General features: G+C 65.0%; 15 protein-coding genes. 8 read left to right on the plus strand and 7 right to left on the minus strand.

Annotation, left to right across the window (positions count from 1 at the left end):
• The first annotated feature begins 52 nt into the window (after positions 1-52).
• The 3 genes from ACVMB1_RS34115 to ACVMB1_RS34125 are packed head-to-tail and all read left to right on the plus strand — an operon-like array spanning position 53 to position 3,176.
• Positions 53-1,105: a type III polyketide synthase gene (locus ACVMB1_RS34115; RefSeq protein WP_141339866.1), complete on the plus strand. Its 1,053-nt coding sequence runs from the start codon at positions 53-55 to the stop codon at positions 1,103-1,105.
• Entirely contained in the window at positions 1,102-1,614 is a 513-nt protein-coding gene (locus tag ACVMB1_RS34120; protein ID WP_076833735.1) for an isoprenylcysteine carboxyl methyltransferase family protein, read from the plus strand. Before ACVMB1_RS34115 ends, ACVMB1_RS34120 begins: the two co-directional genes overlap by 4 nt.
• The gene (locus tag ACVMB1_RS34125) at positions 1,611-3,176 is read left to right on the plus strand and encodes a DHA2 family efflux MFS transporter permease subunit (protein ID WP_371852181.1); all 1,566 of its coding nucleotides are present in this window, start codon (positions 1,611-1,613) and stop codon (positions 3,174-3,176) included. The genes ACVMB1_RS34120 and ACVMB1_RS34125 overlap by 4 nt, the downstream gene beginning before the upstream one ends.
• Here ACVMB1_RS34125 and ACVMB1_RS34130 read toward each other — a convergent pair.
• The 3 genes from ACVMB1_RS34130 to ACVMB1_RS34140 form a co-directional block, all read right to left on the minus strand.
• Positions 3,173-3,925: a sulfate transporter family protein gene (locus ACVMB1_RS34130; protein WP_057020368.1), complete on the minus strand. Its 753-nt coding sequence runs from the start codon at positions 3,923-3,925 to the stop codon at positions 3,173-3,175. The genes ACVMB1_RS34125 and ACVMB1_RS34130 overlap by 4 nt on opposite strands.
• A 104-nt stretch (positions 3,926-4,029) precedes the next feature.
• Positions 4,030-5,442: an MFS transporter gene (locus tag ACVMB1_RS34135; protein ID WP_076833736.1), complete on the minus strand. Its 1,413-nt coding sequence runs from the start codon at positions 5,440-5,442 to the stop codon at positions 4,030-4,032.
• Between the two features lie 328 nt (positions 5,443-5,770).
• Entirely contained in the window at positions 5,771-6,694 is a 924-nt protein-coding gene (locus tag ACVMB1_RS34140; RefSeq protein WP_076833738.1) for a LysR family transcriptional regulator, read from the minus strand.
• Positions 6,695-6,864: 170 nt separating this feature from the next.
• Between ACVMB1_RS34140 and ACVMB1_RS34145 the strand changes: the two genes are divergently transcribed.
• Positions 6,865-8,034 (plus strand): CaiB/BaiF CoA transferase family protein, encoded by a 1,170-nt coding sequence (locus ACVMB1_RS34145; protein ID WP_076833740.1) that lies wholly within the window; start codon positions 6,865-6,867, stop codon positions 8,032-8,034.
• Positions 8,035-8,041: 7 nt separating this feature from the next.
• On the plus strand, positions 8,042-8,989 hold the full coding sequence (locus ACVMB1_RS34150; RefSeq protein WP_076833742.1) for a hydroxymethylglutaryl-CoA lyase: 948 nt from the start codon (positions 8,042-8,044) through the stop codon (positions 8,987-8,989).
• A gap of 110 nt (positions 8,990-9,099) precedes the next feature.
• On the opposite strand, the gene nikR is transcribed toward ACVMB1_RS34150, so the two are convergent.
• Positions 9,100-9,537, minus strand: coding sequence for a nickel-responsive transcriptional regulator NikR (nikR, locus tag ACVMB1_RS34155; RefSeq protein WP_076833744.1), 438 nt, complete (start codon positions 9,535-9,537; stop codon positions 9,100-9,102).
• Positions 9,538-9,684: 147 nt separating this feature from the next.
• On the opposite strand from nikR, the gene ACVMB1_RS34160 reads away from it, so the two are divergent.
• Positions 9,685-11,889: a TonB-dependent receptor gene (locus tag ACVMB1_RS34160; protein WP_244558981.1), complete on the plus strand. Its 2,205-nt coding sequence runs from the start codon at positions 9,685-9,687 to the stop codon at positions 11,887-11,889.
• 3 nt (positions 11,890-11,892) lie between these two features.
• Here the strand turns inward: ACVMB1_RS34160 and ACVMB1_RS34165 are convergent, their stop codons facing one another.
• On the minus strand, positions 11,893-12,774 hold the full coding sequence (locus ACVMB1_RS34165; protein WP_057020373.1) for a YiiX/YebB-like N1pC/P60 family cysteine hydrolase: 882 nt from the start codon (positions 12,772-12,774) through the stop codon (positions 11,893-11,895).
• A gap of 199 nt (positions 12,775-12,973) precedes the next feature.
• On the opposite strand from ACVMB1_RS34165, the gene ACVMB1_RS34170 reads away from it, so the two are divergent.
• Both ACVMB1_RS34170 and ACVMB1_RS34175 read left to right on the plus strand, forming a co-directional pair.
• Positions 12,974-14,383, plus strand: a complete 1,410-nt coding sequence (locus ACVMB1_RS34170) for a flavin monoamine oxidase family protein (RefSeq protein ID WP_076833746.1) — start codon at positions 12,974-12,976, stop codon at positions 14,381-14,383.
• A gap of 335 nt (positions 14,384-14,718) precedes the next feature.
• A complete protein-coding gene (locus tag ACVMB1_RS34175) occupies positions 14,719-15,963 on the plus strand; it encodes an IS4 family transposase (RefSeq protein ID WP_253626092.1) in 1,245 nt (414 codons plus the stop codon).
• Between the two features lie 88 nt (positions 15,964-16,051).
• On the opposite strand, the gene ACVMB1_RS34180 is transcribed toward ACVMB1_RS34175, so the two are convergent.
• Positions 16,052-16,996 carry an MBL fold metallo-hydrolase gene (locus tag ACVMB1_RS34180; protein WP_076833748.1) on the minus strand — a complete coding sequence of 315 codons (945 nt, stop codon included), beginning with the start codon at positions 16,994-16,996 and terminating at the stop codon, positions 16,052-16,054.
• 35 nt (positions 16,997-17,031) lie between these two features.
• Positions 17,032-17,808 carry a sulfite exporter TauE/SafE family protein gene (locus ACVMB1_RS34185; RefSeq protein WP_076833750.1) on the minus strand — a complete coding sequence of 259 codons (777 nt, stop codon included), beginning with the start codon at positions 17,806-17,808 and terminating at the stop codon, positions 17,032-17,034.
• Positions 17,809-17,990: the final 182 nt, after the last annotated feature.

Below are 17,990 nucleotides of genomic sequence, written 5' to 3' on the forward strand. Positions count from 1 at the left end.
TTGCTCATCGCGCGGTTCCAAGAGCGGGGGAAATGGAGCCATGATGATCGAGATAAAGCAGACGGCCGCGCTTGTTTCCCTGGCGACGGCGGTTCCACCGCATCTATTCCATCAGGGACAGGTCCTGCAGGCCGCGCGCAATCTCCTCGCCGATCGCTATGCCGAATTCGAGACGCTCTCCAGCCTGTTCGCCAACACCGGCATCCAGCATCGCTACGGCGTCAAGCCGATCGAATGGTATCTCGAACGGCGCGGCTGGCCGGAGCGAACGCTGGCGTTCCTGGAGGGCGCGGAGACGCTGTACGTCGACGTGGCCCGCAAGGCGATTGCGCGCGCCGACCTGACCGGCGGGGACATCGATATCGTGGTCACGGTGTGCTCGACGGGTATAGCCACGCCGACGCTGGAGGCGCGCGTCGCCGGCAAGCTCGGTCTGCGGACGGATGTGTCGCGCGTGCCGGTGTTCGGCCTGGGCTGCGCGGGCGGCGTGTCGGGCCTGTCGATCGCGGCGCGGCTGGCCGAAGCGCGGCCGGGAGCGAACGTGCTGCTGGTTGCGCTCGAACTCTGCACGCTCGCGGTCCGGCACGACGAGCTCACCAAGGCAAATATCGTTGCGGCCAGCCTGTTCGGCGATGGCGCGGCCGCGATCGTGCTGCGTGCCGGCGACGGTGGCGCGACGCGGATCGAGGCGATGGGCGAAAAGCTGTGGCCGGATACGCTCGACATCATGGGCTGGACGGTCGATCCGGAAGGATTCGGCGTGGTCTTTCAGCGAACCATTCCGGATTTCGTCCGCGACCATGTTGGACCAGCCGTCGCCGAAATCCTGGCGCGGATGCAGCTGACCGCCGATGACATCGACCGCTTCCTCTGCCATCCCGGCGGCGCCAAGGTCATCGCCGCGCTGGAGCGGGCACTCGCGCTCGATCAGGGCACGCTCGATCACGAACGCGACGTCATCGCGGCTTGCGGCAACATGTCGGGCCCGACGGTTCTCTTTGTTCTCGAACGAGCCGGCGCCAAGGGATTGCCGCCGCGCTCGCTGCTCACGGCGCTCGGGCCGGGCTTCACGCTCAGCTGCGTTGCGCTCAGGCACGCGGCGTGAGCTTCGCGTCGGTCATCCTCTTGCTGGTCACGCTGCAGCGTCTCGGCGAGCTCGTGCTGTCACGTCGCAACACCGAGCGGCTTCTCGCACGAGGCGCGGTCGAGGTCGGCGCCAATCACTACCCGCTCATTGTCCTGGTTCACGCCGGCTGGCTGACCGCGCTGTGGATCTGGGGCCGCGACCAGGACGTCAATCTGGCCGCGCTGGCGGGTTTCCTGGTGCTGCAAGGCTTGCGGATATGGATCCTCGTCGCGCTGGGGCCGCGATGGACCACGCGAATCGTCGTGCTGCCGGGCGCGCCGCTGATCGCATCCGGGCCGTACCGATATTTCCCGCATCCAAACTACGCCGTCGTGGTCGGTGAAATCGCACTTCTTCCCCTCGCGCTCCACCTGCCGCGATTGGCGCTGATCTTTACCCTCCTCAATCTCGCGGTGCTTGCGGTCCGGATTCGGATCGAGAACCGCGCGCTCTCCGTCTCCGATTGGCCGCGCACAAGCACGCCATGAGCAAGGCGGATCACCGAACCGACGGCCCATCGGCTGCGACCTGGACCGGCTTTCTCCTGATGTGCTTCGGCATGTTCATGGCGATTCTCGACATCCAGGTCGTCGCAACCTCGTTGCCGACGATCCAGCGCGCGCTAGCGATCTCGCCGGCGGCGATGAGCTGGATCCAGACCGCCTATCTGATCGCGGAGGTGATCGCGATCCCGCTGACCGGCCTCTTCACGCATGCGCTGTCGTTGCGATGGCTGTTCGCGCTTGCGGTGAGCCTGTTCACTGCCGCCTCGGTCGGCTGCGCCCTCAGCGGCGGCTTTGCCGCGCTGCTGGCGTTTCGCGTGCTGCAGGGATTTTCCGGCGGCGTGCTGATCCCCGCAGTGTTCTCCGCCGTGTTCACGCTGTTCCCGGCGCGGCTTCATCCGGTGGCCACCACGATCGGCGGCGTCGTCGCGGTGCTCGCGCCGACCGTCGGACCCGTCGTCGGCGGCTGGATCACGCAGACCTGGTCGTGGCCATGGCTGTTCCTGATCAATCTGGTTCCGGGAACGGTGGCGGCCTCGGTCACGCCGTTGCTGCTTCCGAGGGAAGGCGTGCAGCTTCGGGCGTTCTCCAGACTGGATAAATGGTCGCTTGTCCTGCTCGCAGCGACGCTCGCAAGCTTCATGATTGGTCTGAAGGAAGCGCCGCAACGCGGTTGGGCGTCGATGCCTGGTCTCGGCCTGCTGATCGGAAGCATTGCCGGGATGGCATTGCTGATCCGGCGCACGCTCCGCGCGGTGGATCCGATCGCGCAATTGACGCTTTTCAAGCGGCGTCCGTTCGCGATCGGTTGCGCACTGAGCTTTTGCCTCGGCATTGGCCTGTATGGATCGACCTATCTGATGCCGGTATTCCTCGGTTTCGTCCGCCGCCATGACGCCTTCGAGATCGGCACGATCATGCTGGTCACGGGGGTTGCGCAGCTCGCCGCCGCGCCGCTTGCGGCGATCCTCGAAAGCCGCGTCGGCGCGCGGCGGCTGACCGGCGCGGGCTTCGCCTTGTTCGCGCTCGGCCTCGGCTGGAGCGCCATTCAGCCGCGCACGGCGGATTTTGGCGAGATGTTCTGGCCGCAGGTCGTGCGTGGCGTCGCGATCATGTTCTGCCTGCTACCGCCGACGCGCATTGCGCTGGGCGCCCTGCCGGAGGCGGACATTGCCGACGCCAGCGGACTGTTCAATCTGATGCGCAATCTGGGCGGCGCGATCGGGATCGCCCTGATCGATACCATCCTCTATGGGCGAAGCCCGATCTATGGCGAGGATTTCCGCCTGCGCCTGCTGGCGGGGGATGTCACTGCGGCGCAGGCGATCGGGCTCGATCCGAAGTTGCTGATCGACCGGCCGCCGGGTCTGCCGGACGACGCCACGGTGGCATTCATCCGGCCGTTGGTCGAACGGGCGTCGCTCGCACTCACCGTGAACGAAGCATGGGCGATGCTCGCCTGCGTGGCGATCGTCGGACTGCTGCTCGTGCCCTTCGCAAGCGATCGGGTGCCGGCATCGCTGCCCGAGCTTCCGGATACCACCTAGACCGAGGACACGTTGGTTCGCCGCGCCGGTTCGATCAACTCGCGCCGCGGGCCCGACAGCCGCTTGTACATGTGCACCATGAAGGCCATGCCGAACAGCGGCGTCGCCAGATTGACGATCGGGATCGAGACGAAGGCAGCGATGAACAGGCCCGCGGTAAAGACCGTCGCCGCGTTCTCCTTGCGCATCGCCTTGGCGTCATCAGGCGAGCGGAACCGCATCGCCGCAAGCTCGAAATACTCGCGGCCGAGCAGCCAGGCGGTCGCGAGGAAGAAGATGATGAAGCCCGCGCCCGCGAACAGCACGAACGGCAGCGCGACCAGATAGACCAGGATCGTCAGCAGCGCGGTCTTGACGCCCTCGATCGTCGCGAGCGTCACCGGCAGCGCCACGCCGGGATGGTCGGCCGGATAATGCTCGCGCTCGACATGGTCGGCGACGTCGTCGACAAACAGGCTCGCCACCAGCGAGGTGATCGCCGGCATCAGGAAGATGCCGCCGAGCACGACGCCAAGGCCCGCCGAGATCGAGACGATCCAGGACAGCACGTGCAGCGTGGAATGGAAATTGGGGCCGAGCATGCCTTCGGCCCAGACCTCTCCATAGTCGGCAAACCAGCTCAGCAGCCGCTGCAATCCGATCGCCAGCACGGTGATCAGCACCAGCGCAAGCCCGATCGAGCGCCACAGGATCGAGCGCATCGGCGGCGACAGGATTTGCGAAAGCGCCTTGACGGCGGCGGCTAACATGACTGGGTTACCTCTGCACAAATGACCCGCGAGAGGTAGACACCCAATATGGCTTCGGCAAGTGCCGTTTGTGCCGCGGCGAGAGCGTTTTCGAGCGAAATGCTCTAGGCGTCGAGCGGCCTGCCGCGGACGTTCGGTCCCCAGACACCGATGGCAATGATCACGATGACCATCGCCGCGGTGATCAGGCCGAACACGCCGCCGACGCCGGCCTCCTTCAGCATGAACGCCACGATGAAGCCGGAGAAGGTCGCGCTGAGCCGGCTCATCGAATAGACGAGGCCCGCGGCGCGCGCCCGGATCGCGGTCGGGAACACCTCGGTCTGGTAGGCGTGATAGGCGTAGGACAGCGTCATGTTGGCCCCCGTCACCAGCACGCCGCTGGCGATCAGCAGCACCGGCTCGGTGAGCTGCGAGAAGGCGAGACCGAACACCGAGATCGCGGTGGCCGCGCCGCAGATGATCCATTTGCGCTCGAAGCGGTCGGCGAAGGTTGCGGCCAAGAGCGGCGCGAGCGGATAGGCGAAGGCGATGATGAAGGAATATTGCAGGCTCTTGGTGACGTTGATGCCCTTCTGCACCAAGAGCGCCGGAACCCAGTTGGAGAAGCCGTAGACGCCGAATGCCTGGCAGAGATTGAAGATCATGAACAGCACGACGAGCGAGGCGTAGGGCGGCCTGAACAGGTCGGCATAGCCGGTCTCGGCCGGCGCACCTGCCGGCGCCATCGCTGCCGTCGCGGTCGGGCGCGGCGCCGCCGTCGGCGATGCGGCTTCGAGCGTCCGCATGATTGTCTCGGCCTCGGCAGCGCGGCCATGGCGGGCCAGCCAGAGCGGGCTTTCCGGAACGTAGAGCCGCAGCACCCAGATGATCATGCTGGCGGCGGCGCCGATCAGCACGACCCAGCGCCAGCCGTCGATGCCGTGCGGCGAGAGCGGCACCAGCCACCACGCGAGTGCCGCGACGATCGGCACCGCCGACAGCATGACCGCCTGGTTGATCGCAAACGCCCGGCCGCGCATCCAGCTCGGCACCAACTCGGTGATGTAGGCGTCGATGGTGATGACCTCGATGCCGATCCCGATCCCGGCGATGAAGCGCCACAGCAGCAGGCCGCCGGGTGTGGTCTGGCACGCCATGATCACGGATGCGGCGCTGTAGAACAGCAGCGACCAGGTGAAGACCGCCTTGCGCCCGAAGCGATCGGCGAGGAAGCCGAGGCAGAACGTGCCGACGAACAGGCCGGCGAAGGTCGCCGCGACGAAGGCGCCGATCCCGGAGAAGCCGAAGAACGCCTGCGTCGTCGTGGTCATCAATCCGCTGCGGGCAAGGCCCGGCGCGATATAGCCGGTAAAGAACAGGTCGTAGATTTCGAAGCAGCCGCCGAGCGAGAGTAGAATCACCAGCCGCCAGACGTAGCCGGACGTGGGCAGCGCCTCGAGCCGTCGCGAAATCTGGTCGGGTCCGCTTGTCGTGGTGGCGAGATCGGCGACCGAGCCGAGTTCGACGGCGCTCATGATGGTCCTCCCCGAATGGTGCAACGGCCGCCCTTCTTGCGAAGGCGTGCCGGTCGCGCATGTTTGGCAGCCGGGAGCCAGAAATCCAGACGAACATATCGAAGGAATCGTTCGATATTTTCGAACTCAGGGGGGAGGGTTGCATTGATTCACCTTTCAAACGGCTTGTTCAACTGTCGCCCCTGCGAAAGCAGGAACCCATACTCCGCGGCGGGTGTCGTGAAAGGGACTCGTCGTCCCACTGGTGCGCAACTTTGCGGTTCGGTGGTTATGGGTCACTGCTTTCGCAGGGACGACACTGAACCTGTGCAACCACTGGGTCATACATTCAGATCAGCAGCGTCGCCTCCCAGGCGCCGCGGCCCACTTGGTCTGCGATCAGGGCGCGGATCAGGCGGCACATCTCCTCCATGACGTAAGTCATTGGGCGGTTGCGCAAGCGGCAAAGATAGAGCGTGCGGGTCAGTTTTGGTTCGATGACTTCGCGCGCGACCAGCGATCGTGCCTTCAATGGCTCGCTGACGAAATGCGTCGTCGCGATCGTGCAGCCCAAGCCCGCGGTCAGCGCGCCGATCATGCCGCTGGTCGAGTTGAGATGCATGATCGCATTGGCCTCGAGCCGCTTCAGCAGCACGGGATCATCCAGCAGCGCGCGCGCCGATAGTCCGTACCGCAACAGGATCAGGGGCAGCCGCGTCACCTCCTCGAAGGTGATTGGCGTTTTCTTCCCGATCAGCTTCTCGGTGCCGACGCAGAACATCTGTTCCTCCAGCACCGGCTCGGCGACCAAGTCCTTTTCCGACGGCGGATTGTAGACCAGCGCGAGGTCGACCTCGGAACTCAGCAGATGCAGCAGCGTCGCGCCGGAGAGACTCTCGGTCAGCGACAGCTTCAGGTTCGGATATTTCGTCAGCACGGTGCGCATCAGCGGCACGCCGATCGCCTTCATCCCGGAATTGGCCATGCCGATCGAGATATCGCCGGCGATCACGCTGGCGCCTTCCTTGATCTCGCGCTCGGCCGCCGCCATCGCGCGCAGGATGATGCGGGCATGTTCATAGAGCCGCTCGCCCGCCGCGGTCGGTTCCATGCCGCGTGGCTTGCGCTCGAACAGCGGCGTGGCGAATTCAGCTTCCAGATTAGCGATGTGGTGGCTGAGCGCGGATTGCGCGACGTTGGCCTGATCCGCCGCCCGCGACAGGTTGCGCTGCTCGTAAACCGCGATGAAATAGCGAAGCTGGCGCGAATCCATGAGGGTTCAGCGTTCTAGAACCACGAATACTCTATTCGACAGATTATATTTTTCAGATAGCGTGCGGAAGCCTAACCTGCGCCGATCACAAAGCGTTTTCGAGCGAAGCGGATACCGGTTCGCGTGAAGAAACGCGTCAGAACAAGAGCGCAACGAGCACGGAGAAACCGATGACCGGGAACGGACTGCCGCTGGAAGGCGTGAGGGTCGTCGAGATGACCCACATGGTGATGGGGCCGACCTGCGGCATGATCCTGGCGCAACTCGGCGCCGAGGTGATCAAGGTCGAACCGCCCGCTGGCGACAAGACCCGTTCGCTCGGCGGCATGGGAGTGTCGTTCTTCCCGCTGTTCAACCGCGGCAAGCGCAGCGTGGTGCTCGACTTCGCCAAGTCCGAGGACCGCGACACGATGCACCGGCTGCTTGCCAGCGCCGACGTGTTCCTGGAGAATTTTCGCGACGGCCAGCTCGACAAGCAGGGGCTCGGCGCCGAGGAGCTTCGCCAAAAATATCCGCAGCTGATCATCGCCGGCCACAAGGGCTTTCTGTCCGGTCCCTATGATCATCGGCCGGCGCTCGACGAGGTCGTGCAGATGATGTCGGGGCTCGCGGCGATGACCGGCACGCGCGACAAGCCGCAGCGCGTCGGCTCCTCCGCCAACGACATCATGGGCGGCATGTTCGGGGTGATCTCGATCCTCGCCGCGCTCTATCAGAAGCGTGGCGGCGACAGGAGCGGCGCTGACATCCGCATCGGCCTGTTCGAGAACTGCCTGTTCCTGGTCGCCCAGCACATGGTCGAGTACGAGATGACCGGACGCAAGCCGCGCTCGATGCCGGAACGCGAGCATGCCTGGCCGATCTACGACATCTTCGATACCGCCGGCGGCGATCGCATCTTCATCGGCGTCGTCACCGAAGGTCATTGGCAGAGCTTCTGCCGCGAGTTCGGCCTCACGGAATTCGCCGACGATCCGACGCTGCGCTCGACCACGGACCGCATCATGGCGCGCGACCGGATCATTCCGCGCGTTGCCGCGGTGATCAAGGATTGGAACGTGGCGGACCTCTCGGCGAGGCTCGACGCGCTTAACATCTGCTTCTCGCCGATCAACCGGCCGGAGGATCTGCTCGGGGATCCGCATGTGCTGCGTCCCGGCGGGCTGGTCAACAACGTGAACGCCGACGGCAAGCCGTTCCGCGTCCCCGCGCTGCCGCTCGAATGGAACGGCCGCAATATCGGCGAAGGTCTGAAGGTGCCGGTGCTCGGCGCCGATACCGAAGCGGTGCGCGCCGAGCTCACACAACAGACGATTTCATCAACCGGAAACGCTGCATGAGGCTGACATGACCCGTGTCCACGATATCTATCCGAGCGACAAGGTGAGCCTGCGAGAGGTCGGCCTGCGCGACGGGCTGCAACTCGTGAAGACGTTCCCGTCGACCGCGGCGAAACAGCGCTGGGTGCGCGATGAATACGCCGCCGGCGTACGGCATTTCGAGGTTGGCTCGTTCCTGCCGGCCAAGACCTTCCCGCAATTCGTCGATGTCCGCGACGTGGTCGCCTCCATCGCCGCGCTGCCCGGGGCGCACGGCGTCGCGCTGGCGCTGAACGAGCGCGGCGTCAACGAGGCGCTGGCCACCGGCGTTGCCGAGATCGCCTCGGTGGTATCGGCGACCGAGGAGCACAGCCAGGCCAACGCCAACCGCTCGCGCGAATCCGCGATCGGGAACATCAAGCGGCTTTGCGAGCTGCGCGATGCCAGCGCGCACAAGCCGCTGGTCAATGCCGCGATCTCGATGGCACTGGGCTGCTCGATCGTCGGTCCCGTCGATCCGAACGAGGTGCTGCGCCTCACCGAGAAGCTCTACGAGGTCGGCGTCGACATGGTCGCGATTGCGGACACGGTGGGTTATGCCGGGCCGAAGCAGGTCGGCGAGCTGACGCGGGGCGCGGTGAAGATCGCGGGATCGAAGCCGGTCTGCGTGCATCTGCACGACACCCGCGGCATGGGCATCGCGAATGCTTCCGCCGCGCTCGATGAGGGCGCCCGCGTGCTCGACGGCTCGCTCGGCGGCCTCGGCGGCTGCCCGTTCGCGCCGGGCGCCACCGGCAATGTCGTGTTCGAGGACCTCGTCTTTCTCTGCGAGAGCAAGGGATTTCCGACCGGCATCGATCTCGATCGCCTGGTCGAGGTGCGCGCGATCCTGAAATCGGAGATGCCGAACGAGGCGCTCTATGGCGGTCTCGCCCGCGCCGGCCTGCCGCGCGGCACCAAGGCGAGGGCGGCGTAGCGTATTCATTGCGTAGCCCGGATGGAGCGAAGCGAAATCCGGGGCCTCGCCCGCAGACGGAGCTTCCCGGATTTCGCTGCGCTCCATCCGGGCTACGAGACGACACGCTCTCAATCGTGCCCGTGCCCCCGCTTGCGCGGCTTCTTGTCCGGGGCGGTCGGGATCATCACCACGCGGCCGTAACGCACGCCGCGTTCGGCGATGACGTGATCGGCGAGATGGCGGACCTCGCTGCTGGCACCCTTCAGCGCCGTCACCTCCATGCAGCTGTCGTCGTCGAGATGCACATGCAGCGTCGCCAGCGACAGGTCGTGATGGCCGTGGAAATTCTGCACCAGCCGCTTCGACAAATCGCGCGCGGCGTGGTCGTAGACATAGACCAGCGCCGCGACGCATTGCCCTGACGGCGCCTCTTCCGCGCTCTGCTGCAAGCCGGCGCGTGCGAGATCGCGGATGATCTCGGAGCGGTTCTGATAGCCGCGCGCCTCGGCGGCGGCGTCGATCTCCGCGAGCAGGTCATCCTCGATGGTGATGGTGATGCGTTGCATGGATTATCCGTGGTGGCTCGATTGCCTGGCGGTATGACATTTTTCTTGTAACGTCATACTGTGCTTGCTAGCGTCGCTTTGCCGAGGTTGGTTGGACTGGTGCGGTCGTCGCGTGACTGTAACAGGTATCATGCGGGGGCATGGGCGTTGCGTCGTACTGCATGGCGGATATTTCCCGCCGCCGCGTCCATTGCAGCATTTGCGCCGGCCGCCGAAGCGCAGGCGGTCGCCACCGTGCCCGGCCAGTTGCCGCCGGTGACGGTAACGTCGCCGGACCAGGCGCCACCCAGGCACGCCAGACCGTCCCGGCGTCCGCGCCATGTCGCCAGCGGCGGCCGCAAGCCTGCCGCGCTCCAACCAAGTCAACCCACCGCTGCGAGCGACGGAATCACCGGCGGCTCGGCGACCGTGTCCGCGTCCGATCTGCAACCGACCGCCGCCAGCGCGCGGCAGATTAGCGGCGACGAGGTGAATGCGCGGCCGATCTCGCGCGTCGGCGAAGTTCTGGAGGTGGTGCCGGGTCTGATCGTCACTCAGCATTCCGGCGAGGGCAAAGCCAATCAATATTTTCTGCGCGGCTTCAATCTCGATCACGGCACTGACCTCGCCATCACCGTCGACGGCATGCCGGTCAACATGCCGACCCATGGTCATGGCCAGGGCTATGCCGACATCAATTTCCTGATCCCGGAGCTGATCCGGTCGATGGATGTCCGCAAGGGTCCATACTACGCGGACAAGGGCGACTTCGCTTCCGCCGGCGCGGTCGACATCAATTATCTGAACGCACTGCCGAAGAACATCGCCGAGCTGACGGTTGGCAGCTTCGGCTATCTGCGCGCGATGACAGCCAGCTCGGCCAAGGCCGGCGATGGCACGCTGCTCGCAGCCTTCGAGGCCAACAAATACAATGGCCCGTGGGACGTGCCCGACGACATTCGCAAGCTCAACGGCGTACTGCGCTATAGCCAGGGTACCGCGACCGACGGCTTCTCGCTGACCGCGATGGCCTATTCCAATGGCTGGAATTCGACCGACCAGGTCGCGCAACGTGCGATCGACCAGGGCCTGATCGGCCGTTATGGCACGCTCGATCCGACCGATGGCGGCACCGCCAGCCGCTTCAGCCTGTCCGGCAACTGGGCGCAGTCCAGCGACTACGGGCAGAGCAAGCTCAACGCCTATGTGATCCGCTCGTCGCTGCAGCTTGACAACAACTTCACCTATTTCCTCGACGACCCCGTCAACGGTGACCAGTTCAGCCAGACCGACAGGCGCACCGTCTATGGCCTCGACGCCAGCCATGCTTTCGACCTTCGTTTCGCCGGCGTCGATACGCAGACCCGGGTCGGCGTGCAGACCCGCTACGACGACATCAATGTCGGTCTGTTCAAGACCGTGCAGCGCGAGATCCTGTCCAGCGTGCGCAACGACCAGGTGCAGGAGGGTAGCGTCGCGCTGTGGGCCGATACCACCGCGCGCTGGACCGACTGGCTGCGCACCACGGTCGGCATCCGCGAGGATTATTTTGCCGGCCATGTGCTGAGCGACACGCCGCAGAATTCCGGCAACGCCCAGGCGGCGATGACGAGCCCGAAGGCCGGCATCGTGCTCGGCCCCTGGTCCAGGACCGAGTTCTACGGCAATGCCGGCTTCGGCTTGCATTCCAACGACATCAGGGGCGCGACCATCACCGTCGATCCCAATGACAAGGTGACGCCGCTCGAGCGCGTGCCGCTGCTGGTGCGCTCGAAGGGCGCCGAACTCGGCATCCGCACCAGGGCGATCGACGGCCTCACCTCGTCGCTCGCCGTGTTCGTGCTCGATTTCGATTCCGAGCTGCTGTTCGTCGGCGATGCCGGCACCACCGAGCCGAGCCGGCCGAGCCGGCGCGTCGGCGTCGAGTGGACCAACCAGTACAAGCTCTTGCCGTGGGTGAGCCTCGATTTCGACCTCGCCTATACCCGCGCCCGCTTCACGGATGTCGATCCGGCCGGCAATTTCATTCCGGGTGCGCCGGCCTGGGTCGCCAGCGGCGGCGTCACCTTCGGCCGCGAGACCGGCTGGTTCGGCAGCCTGCGCGCCCGCTATTTCGGCCCGCGCCCGCTGATCGAGGATGACAGCGTGCGCTCGCTGTCGTCATTCATCGTCAACGCCCGCGCCGGCTACAAATTCGACAACGGGATGCGGCTGCAGCTCGACGTCCTCAATCTCTTCAACGCGCAAACCAACCAGATCGAATACTACTATCTGTCGCGGCTGCCGGGCGAGCCGATCGATGGCGTCGCCGACCGCCATGTGCATCCTGCCGAGCCGCTTGCCGTTCGGCTGACGCTTGCGGCAACGTTCTGATCGTCACACCGGCGCGCGACCTTCCGCGGTCATTTCCGCAGCCGGAAGCGCCGTCTCTTCGTCAGTCGCTTCAGGAACAAGCGGCGGCGACTTACGTTCTGGAAACACACCGAATTCGCCCGCCACCTCCTGGAGCGGCTTCTGCTTGTCGGCCCAGTGCAGGGCCGTATAGTCGAAACCGTGCACGATGGTGGGTTTGACGACTTCGAAATAGGGCGAGATGTCGAAATCGCGAGGCATGTAGAGCGAAGAATCGCGGATATGCAGGATCTCGCGGCGCGCCTTGCGGCTGGCGGCGCGCGTGATCTTGGGCAGGATCGGATAGCGCACGGCGTCGAACGCCTGCGCGATCAGCGCCGAGCAGATGATCTTGGTCGGATCGCCGGAGCCGAACGCGATCATGCGGCGGCGCCAGCGCTGCGGGATCGGCAGCGGAAACAGATAGCGCGCGAGATCGACGATGTTCTTGGTGTCGTAGCCGAAGCCGATGCGGTTGATGGCGTAGCGGCACACCGTGGTGCGGTCCTCGAACGACAGTCCGACCGGACGGCAGAGGCGGGTGTGGTAGGCGAGATATTTCGACAGCGGCGCGGAGGTCACGCCTTCGCCGATATTGGCCTCGATCAGCACATGCTGTTCGCCGTCAGGCTCGAACGCGCCGTCGATCGGCCCGACAAACAGCGCGGCGTGCGACCAGGTCGACTGCGTGAGGTATTTGATGATGCCGGAAATCCGGTTGTTGCCTTCGACCAGCAGCACGTCGCCGGGCTGCATGATGCTCCGCAGATGGTCCGGGTCGCTCGGCGTGAACGGCTCGTAACCGGGGACTTCCTTCTGCAGGTACCCCGCGATCCATTTACCGACGGTATCGAGCATTACGCCCATGGATTTCCCCCAGCGGTTCTATGACCGCTTGTGTTTCACTTAATCATGGTCGCAAGCTGTTGCAATTTAGTTCATGCCATCGGCGGATCAATCATGATTGATTTACCGTGATGGTTGCTGCGGTCGGTGAGATGCGGCACAGTTCGCGAAGCGTTCCCGTTCTCCGCAAGTCCCCGGAAACCATGCCAGAAGCTATGTCATGACCGTGACCCGCCGCGATTTCCTGTCGGCGTCCGCAGCCTTCGCGCTGGTGCCTGCGCTGGGCGGCCGGGTGCTTGCGGCGCCGCCGCCGCGCGAGGCCGACATCGTCGTGATCGGCGCAGGGGCCGCAGGCATTGCCGCGGCGCGACGGATCGTTGCCGCCAACCGCAAGGTGATCGTGGTGGAGGCGGCGGGCCAGGTCGGCGGTCGCTGCCAGACCGATGCATCGACATTCGGCGTGCCGTTCGACCGCGGCGCGCGCTGGATGCACAATCCCGAGACCAATCCGATGATCCGGCTGGCCCGCTCCGCGGGCCTCGACATCGTCACGGCGCCTGCGGGGCAGAAGATTCGCATCGGCCGGCGCTATGCCCGCCCCGGCGAGACCGAGGAGTTTTTGGCGGCGCTGGTGCGCGCCAATCGCGCCATCGACGACGCTGGGCGCAAGGCCGATATCGCCTGCGCCGCTGCGATGCCGAAGGATCTCGGCGATTGGGCCGGCACCGCGGAATTCCTGCTCGGGCCCAATTTCTGCGGCAAGGATCTGAAGGATCTCTCCGCCGTCGACAAGGTGCGCGCGCAGGATCGCAACACCGCGATCGCTTGCCGGCAGGGGCTCGGCGCGCTGATCGCAAAGCTCGGCGAAGGACTGCCGCTGGCGCTGTCGACGCCGGCGCAGCGTATCCTGTGGAGCAATCGCGACGTCATGGTCGAGACGCCCTCCGGCAAGATCACCGCGCGCGCCGCCATCGTCACGGTGTCGAGCAACGTGCTCGCGAGCGGCAATATCAAATTCGCGCCGGAGCTTCCGAAGCGCGCGCTCGATGCCGCCGCCAAGCTCAGCCTCGGCAGCTACGATCGCATCGCGCTGCAGATCCCCGGCAATCCGCTCGGACTGTCGCGCGATGACGTCATCATCGAGCAGAGCAATTCGACCAAGACGGCGCTGCTCTACGGCAATATTGCAGGCTCCTCGCTGTGTACGATCGACGTCGCAGGCTCGTTCGGCCGCGACCTGTCGGCGCAGGGCGAGCAGGCGATGTCGGCTTTCGCAGTGGGATGGCTGACCAAGCTCTATGGCAGCGAGGTCGGCGCCGCCGTGAAGAAGACCAGCGCGACGCGCTGGAATGCGCAGCCCTTCATTATGGGCGCGATGTCGGCTGCTGCACCCGGCGCACAATTCTCGCGCCGAATCCTGGCCGAGCCGATCGGCGCGATGTATCTCGCGGGCGAGGCCACCCATGAGACGCTGTGGGGCACCATCGACGGCGCCTGGGACAGCGGCGAGCGCGCCGCCGACGCCGCGCTGCGCAGGATCGGCGGGGCGAAGGAAGCGACACCGGCGCCCGCAGCGCCCGCCGCAAAACACAAGCGCCGCACGTCGCCTCGCTCCGGGGCGATGAATTGACGGTCGGGTGAGGTGACGGTTGAGCGCGGCCGGCCTTACCGTCGTGTGTGCGATGATTTGATTTGGTGGCGAGTGCTGCCGCACGACAGATGTCGTCCCTGCGAAAGCACTAGCGTGTCTACACGGTTTTGGGGCGCGACAGATTGACTCGGTGCAGCAAGAAGTGGCGTCTCTGCAGCATGTTGTATGATTCTCTCACTGGCGCTTTGATTCGAAGGAGCGCCAGCGATGCAGCCGGATTTGTCTTTGGGTGAGTTCGGGGACGTTCGTCTCGACAAAAGGGGGCGACGCTTCTCCGGGCTATGCTTTGCACGCGCAGCGTCTGCTTGCGCCAGATGGCCCGGGGCGATTGGGCTGCCAATATGACGTTCTGGCGGTTTGTGAACAACCCCCAAGTCACGATCGATAAATTGATTGAGGGCTGGAACACGCAGACGCGGACTGCGGTCAGCGGGCGTCATGTGCTGGCGATCCAGGATACGAGCGAGGTCAAGTTCCAGACCCAGGCGGGACGGCGGCGCGGGCTGGGCAAAGTCGGCAAGGGCAATGCTCGCGGCGTGCTGTTGCATGCGATGATGGCGGTGGATGCCGACAGCGGGGTCTGTCTTGGCCTTACTGGCGGCAACGTTTGGACGCGCAAAGGCAAGGTAAAAATCCCGCATGAGCGGCGCGCCTTGGCCGACAAGGAGTCGGCGCGCTGGGTGACGGCCGCCGAGCAAGGCCGCGACGTCCTGGCAGATGCCCGCATGATCACCGTCGTCAACGACCGCGAGGGGGATTTCTTTGCTCACTGGGCGCTGACGCCAGCTGAGAATGTCCATCTTCTGTCGCGTGCCATGCACGACCATGCGCTGGTCGATGGCGACACACTTTATCAGGCGGTCGAGCGGAGCCGCTTCTGCGACAACGCGGTGATCGATCTGCCGCAGCGAATGGATCGGCGCGGCCGGCAGGCCCATCTCTCGATGCGCTTCGGAACCGTCGTGCTCAAGCGGCCGCAGAGGCCCGGCGTCACCGACTTGGCGGAGGGCATCAAACTCAGCTTCGTAGAAGTGGTCGAGTTGCATCCGCCGAGAGGTGCGGAGCCCATTCGCTGGCTGCTCCTGACCACTCATCCGGTCGCCACCGTTAAAGACGCCTGGCAGATCGTCTCCTGGTACCGCCAGCGCTGGATCATTGAGCAACTCTTTCGCTCGCTGAAGAGCCAGGGTTTGCGCATCGAGGATAGTCAGATCGAGAGCGCCGAAGGCCTGATCAAGCTCGTGGCGGTCGCCACCAGAGCGGCATGTATCGTCATTCAACTCGTTCAGGCCCGCAACAGTGGCGAAGAATTGCCGGCTGAATTTGTCTTCACCGCAGAAGAGATCGAGACGCTCAGGGCCATCAACAAAACCATGAAAGGTCGCACCGAGCTTCAGAAAAACCACCATCGCCCCAACACTCTTGCTTGGGCGGCATGGATCATCGCAAAACTCGGCGGATGGACCGGCTACGCCTCCCACCGTCCACCTGGACCAATCACCTTCCACACCGGAATGGCCCGCTTCCAAATCCTCGCAAATGGCCCGACAAACGTGTAGATGCACTAGTGCTTTCGCAGGGACGGCACCGAGTATGTTGCGCAGCAGGTGGTCATGAATCCGCATTCTCGCGACATGATTTGTCCGATCACACCGGCAGCTTCAGCTCCATTAGATCCTTGGCCACCACGATGCGGCCGGAATAGTTCTTCTTCACGTCCCTCGTCCAGTCATCGTCGGTGACCTGCCGATCGTCGCCGGGGACGAAGTGACTGAGCACCAGCGTCTTCACGCCGGCGGCGGCTGCGATGCGGCCGACGTCCTCGGTCGAGGTGTGGCTGTCGAGCAGATGCTTCTTCAGCGTGGCGCCGTTCTTGGTCGTGGCGACCAGGCGATCGACCGCGGGGACATAGAGACATTCGTGCACCAGCACGTCGACGCCCTTGGCAAATTCGGCGAGCTTCGGGTTGTAGGCGGTGTCGCTGGAGAACACGATGGTGCCGTCCGGGGTCTCGAACTTGTAGGCGAAGTTATCCGTGATCGGCGGATGCGGCGTGCGGAACGCGGTCACGGTGACGTCCGATGTCTTCAGCACCACACCGTCGTCCCTGATGTCTTTCGCGATCAGCAGCTTGCGCGGGTCCGGGCGGCCTTCGTCCTCGATCCGGGTCTCGACGTCGAACTTGTTCAGCTCCCAATATTCCTTGGTCATCGCCTCGATGCCCTTGGGGCCGAACGAATGGATCGGCGTCGAGAGGCCGGCCGCCCAGGCGTTGTAGAACAGATTGCCGTATTCCAGATTGTGATCGGAATGATGATGGCTGATGAAGATGTACTTGACCTGCGGGATCGGCACGCCCGCGCGCACAAGCTGGCGGCTGACGCCCATGCCGCAATCGATCACGAACGGGGTATCGTTGACGACGACGAGATTGGCAGGGTTCGAAGCGCCGTTGCCGACGCGCGGCCCGCCCTTGGTGCCGAGGAACACGATGCGGGTCCGCGCCTTGTCGGTTTGCGCGCGCACGCCCGGTGCCGCGAGCACGGCGGCGCTGCCGAGCGCCAGTTTCAATGCGTTGCGGCGATCGATCATCGGTGTCTCCCTGGTCTCTTTTTTGTGCTGCGACCCTAGCCGCCGCGCAGGATGCCATCAAGCGCCGGCAGGCCGACGATGACGGCAGCCGCGATCAGCGCGTAGCAGATCGCGCGAAACACATTTTCGCTCGCCTTGCCGAACAGCGCGGCGCCGAACCAGACTCCGATGCCGTAGATCGGGCCGACGATCAGCGAGAACTTGACCGATTCGATCGTGATCAGGCCGGTGAACCAGTAGCTGACCAGCGAGAAGAAGTCCGAGGCACCGAAGAACAGCACGATATTGGCGCGCGAGATCACCGACGAGATCGGGCGGCCCAGCCAGTAGGCGACGATCGGCGGGCCGCCGGTCTGCGCGAGGCCGCTGCAGAAGCCGGAGAGGCCGCCGACGCCGACGGAGAGGGCGACGTGCTCCTTGCCGTGATAGCGCCAGCCCGACAGCAGCAGTGCGAGCAGCACCGCGACGAAGCAGGAGATGATCCAGCGCGTCGTGACAGGCTCGAGCACGGTCAGGAAATAGGTGCCGATGGGGACGCCGACCAGCGCGCCGGCGACCATGACCGCGGTCGCCTTGCGGTCGGCGTGGGTCCAGGCGTTCGGCAGCAGCGGCGTGGCGGCGATGAAGTCGATGACGAGCAGCAGCGCCGCCACCAGCCGCGGCGCCGCGACGCTGCTCGCGAGCGGCATGAAGATCAGCGCCGAGCCGAAGCCCGAGAAGCCGCGCGCCGTGCCCGACACGAAGGCGATCGCGCAAATCGCGAGCGCGATGCTGGTCGAGATGTCGGAGGGGATCAGGCTGAAGGAGGTCATGAAAGGATAACGAGATTCGACTAGCTGGCTGGCAACTCAAAGCGCCCCTACTCAGACCCGTCATCCCCGCGCAAAGGTTTCGCCTTTGTCGCTGGAGGTGCGAGCAGAGCGAGCCTCGAAGGATGCACGGCCACAGGCGGGGCCGTCGACCCTTCGAGACGGCCGCTACGCGGCCTCCTCAG

Source organism: Bradyrhizobium sp. USDA 4504, from assembly GCF_054063995.1.

Coding starts and splice junctions, on each gene's coding strand:
- ACVMB1_RS34125 (WP_371852181.1), top strand. CDS start 1,611: ATGAGCAAGGCGGATCACCGAACCGACGGCCCATCGGCTGCGACCTGG.
- ACVMB1_RS34130 (WP_057020368.1), bottom strand. CDS start 3,925: ATGTTAGCCGCCGCCGTCAAGGCGCTTTCGCAAATCCTGTCGCCGCCG.
- ACVMB1_RS34135 (WP_076833736.1), bottom strand. CDS start 5,442: ATGAGCGCCGTCGAACTCGGCTCGGTCGCCGATCTCGCCACCACGACA.
- ACVMB1_RS34140 (WP_076833738.1), bottom strand. CDS start 6,694: ATGGATTCGCGCCAGCTTCGCTATTTCATCGCGGTTTACGAGCAGCGC.
- ACVMB1_RS34145 (WP_076833740.1), top strand. CDS start 6,865: ATGACCGGGAACGGACTGCCGCTGGAAGGCGTGAGGGTCGTCGAGATG.
- ACVMB1_RS34150 (WP_076833742.1), top strand. CDS start 8,042: ATGACCCGTGTCCACGATATCTATCCGAGCGACAAGGTGAGCCTGCGA.
- nikR (WP_076833744.1), bottom strand. CDS start 9,537: ATGCAACGCATCACCATCACCATCGAGGATGACCTGCTCGCGGAGATC.
- ACVMB1_RS34165 (WP_057020373.1), bottom strand. CDS start 12,774: ATGGGCGTAATGCTCGATACCGTCGGTAAATGGATCGCGGGGTACCTG.
- ACVMB1_RS34170 (WP_076833746.1), top strand. CDS start 12,974: ATGACCGTGACCCGCCGCGATTTCCTGTCGGCGTCCGCAGCCTTCGCG.
- ACVMB1_RS34175 (WP_253626092.1), top strand. CDS start 14,719: ATGGCCCGGGGCGATTGGGCTGCCAATATGACGTTCTGGCGGTTTGTG.
- ACVMB1_RS34180 (WP_076833748.1), bottom strand. CDS start 16,996: ATGATCGATCGCCGCAACGCATTGAAACTGGCGCTCGGCAGCGCCGCC.
- ACVMB1_RS34185 (WP_076833750.1), bottom strand. CDS start 17,808: ATGACCTCCTTCAGCCTGATCCCCTCCGACATCTCGACCAGCATCGCG.